General features: G+C 63.8%; 2 protein-coding genes. Both read left to right on the top strand.

Annotation, left to right across the window (positions count from 1 at the left end):
• The first annotated feature begins 156 nt into the window (after positions 1 to 156).
• On the top strand, positions 157 to 1,455 hold the full coding sequence (locus CWO89_RS42980; protein ID WP_130584240.1) for an MFS transporter: 1,299 nt from the start codon (positions 157 to 159) through the stop codon (positions 1,453 to 1,455).
• A gap of 18 nt (positions 1,456 to 1,473) precedes the next feature.
• On the top strand, positions 1,474 to 2,370 hold the full coding sequence (locus CWO89_RS42985; protein WP_130584241.1) for an SDR family oxidoreductase: 897 nt from the start codon (positions 1,474 to 1,476) through the stop codon (positions 2,368 to 2,370).
• The last annotated feature ends 171 nt before the right edge of the window (positions 2,371 to 2,541 follow it).

Consider the following 2,541-nt stretch of genomic DNA (forward strand, 5'->3'; position numbering starts at 1 on the left):
TGGGCAAAGCGAAGCGTGCCCACCCTCAGCACTCCGCCCGTCATGGTGGGCACGCTTCGCTTTGCCCACCCTACATTCTCGCGATAGATTTACCTTTCCCGCAAGCCGGCCGCATGCAATAGGGCCGATCAAGAAGAAACTCGCGGAGACCTCAACATGACGACATCGGATCCATCGAAGGCGATGGAAGTCGCTGAAATCCACGACACCAGCCTGCTCGCCTTCTACCGCGACATGAACCTGCAGGAGCGGCGCACCTTCTGGGCCTGCGCCTCGGGCTGGGCGCTCGACGGCATGGATTTCATGATCTATCCGCTCGTGATCGGCACCATCATCACGCTGTGGAAGGTCGATGCCGGCACCGCGGGCCTTGCGGGCACGGTGACGCTGCTCTCGTCGGCCATCGGCGGCTGGCTCGGCGGTTATCTCGCCGACCGCATCGGTCGTGTCAGGACGTTGCAAATCACCATTCTCTGGTTCTCGTTCTTCTCGCTGATCTGCGCGGTCGCGCAGAATTTCGATCAGCTCCTGATCGCGCGGGCAATCCTGGGCTTGGGCTTCGGCGGCGAATGGGCGGCGGGCGCGGTGCTGATGGGCGAAGCGATCCGGCCGCAATATCGCGGACGCGCGGTCGGTTCGGTGCAATCGGGCTGGGCGGTCGGCTGGGGCCTGGCGGTGCTCGCGCAGGCGATCCTGTTCTCGATTCTTCCCGCGGAGACCGCGTGGCGCTGGATGTTCGTGATCGGCGCGCTGCCGGCGCTCTTGGTGTTCTATCTGCGCCGCTACGTCACCGAACCTGAGATCGCGGCGGCGACGCGCGTGAAGCAGCAGGCCGAAGGCGACCGGCCGTCGCTCTGGGAGATCTTCCAGGGACCGATCCTGAAGACGACCATCCTGGCGGCGCTGGCGGCGACGGGCTGCCAGGGCGGCTACTACGCCATCACCTTCTGGGTGCCGCGCTTCCTCACCACGGAGCGGCACCTTTCGATCGTCACCTCGACCGGCTATCTCGCGGCGCTGATCATAGGCTCGTTCATCGGCTATCTCGTCGGCGCCTGGCTCGCCGATCGCATCGGCCGTCGGAACCTGTTCCTGACCTTCTCGCTCGGCGCCATCGCTGTCGTGCTGGTCTATACGCAAGTGGAGATCAGCAACGAATTGCTGTGGGTGTTGGGCTTTCCGCTCGGCTTCTTCGCGTCAGGCTATTTCTCCGGCATGGGCGCGTTCCTGACCGAGCTCTATCCGACGCGGCTGCGCGGCTCCGGACAGGGCTTCTGCTATAATTTCGGCCGCGGCATCGGCGCGCTGTTCCCGTACCTCGTCGGCGCGCTCTCGACCACGACCTCGCTCGCTAATGCGATCGCGATTTTCGCGGTCGCCGCTTACGCTGTATTCTTCCTGGCCGCCTACGCGCTGCCGGAGACGCGCGGACGAGTGTTGCATGCAGATGGATAAATAACACGGGAGGTTCGGATGACGTCGCTCAAAGGCAAGACGCTGTTCATCACCGGTGCGAGCCGCGGCATCGGGCTCGCGATTGCGCTGCGGGCGGCACGCGATGGCGCCAATATCGCGATCGCCGCCAAGACCACGGAGCCGCACCCGAAACTGAAAGGCACGATCTACACCGCCGCCGACGAGATCCACGCCGCCGGCGGCAAGGCGCTGCCGGTCGTCTGCGATATCAGTGACGAGGCGCAGGTGATCGCGGCGATCGACAAGACGGTCGCCGAATTCGGCGGCATCGACATCTGCGTCAACAATGCCAGCGCGATCAGCCTGACCAACTCGCAGGCCACCGACATGAAGCGGTTCGACCTGATGATCGGTATCAACACCCGCGGCACCTTCATGGTGTCGAAATATTGCATTCCGCATCTGAAGAAAGCAGTAAACCCGCACATCCTGATGCTGTCACCACCACTCGACATGAAAGCAAAATGGTTCGAGCATTCCACCGCCTACACCATGGCGAAGTATGGCATGAGCATGTGCGTGCTGGGGCTCTCAGGCGAATTGCGATCGGCCGGTGTCGCCGTCAACGCGCTGTGGCCGCGCACGACGATCGCCACCGCCGCGGTCGGCAACCTCCTCGGCGGCGACGCCATGATGCGTGCCAGCCGCACACCCGAGATCATGGCCGATGCCGCGCACGTCATCCTGACCAAACCGGCGCGCGAATTCACCGGGCAGTTCTGCATCGACGACAAGGTGCTCTATGACAGCGGCGTGCGCGATTTCGAGCGCTACCGCGTCGACCCGAAGGTCGCGCTGATGTCGGATTTCTTCGTACCCGACGACGATGTGCCGCCGCCCGGCGTCACCGTCCAACCACTGCCTTCCGTTGGCGAAGCCCAGAAGTCACGGTAGAACTCGATCGAAGCAAGCACGGAGCCTCTTCTCCCTCTCCCCGTTCTTCACGGGGAGAGGGTCGGGGTGAGGGGCTGCCTCCGCGAACTGGGTGATAGGTGAACTCGCGGAGAGTCCCCCTCACCCGGAATTCAAGCTGCGCTTGCATTCCGACCTCTCCCCGCAAGCGGC

This window comes from Bradyrhizobium sp. Leo170 (assembly GCF_004296405.1).
Classification (GTDB): domain Bacteria; phylum Pseudomonadota; class Alphaproteobacteria; order Rhizobiales; family Xanthobacteraceae; genus Bradyrhizobium.

Coding starts and splice junctions, on each gene's coding strand:
- CWO89_RS42985 (WP_130584241.1), top strand. CDS start 1,474: ATGACGTCGCTCAAAGGCAAGACGCTGTTCATCACCGGTGCGAGCCGC.
- CWO89_RS42980 (WP_130584240.1), top strand. CDS start 157: ATGACGACATCGGATCCATCGAAGGCGATGGAAGTCGCTGAAATCCAC.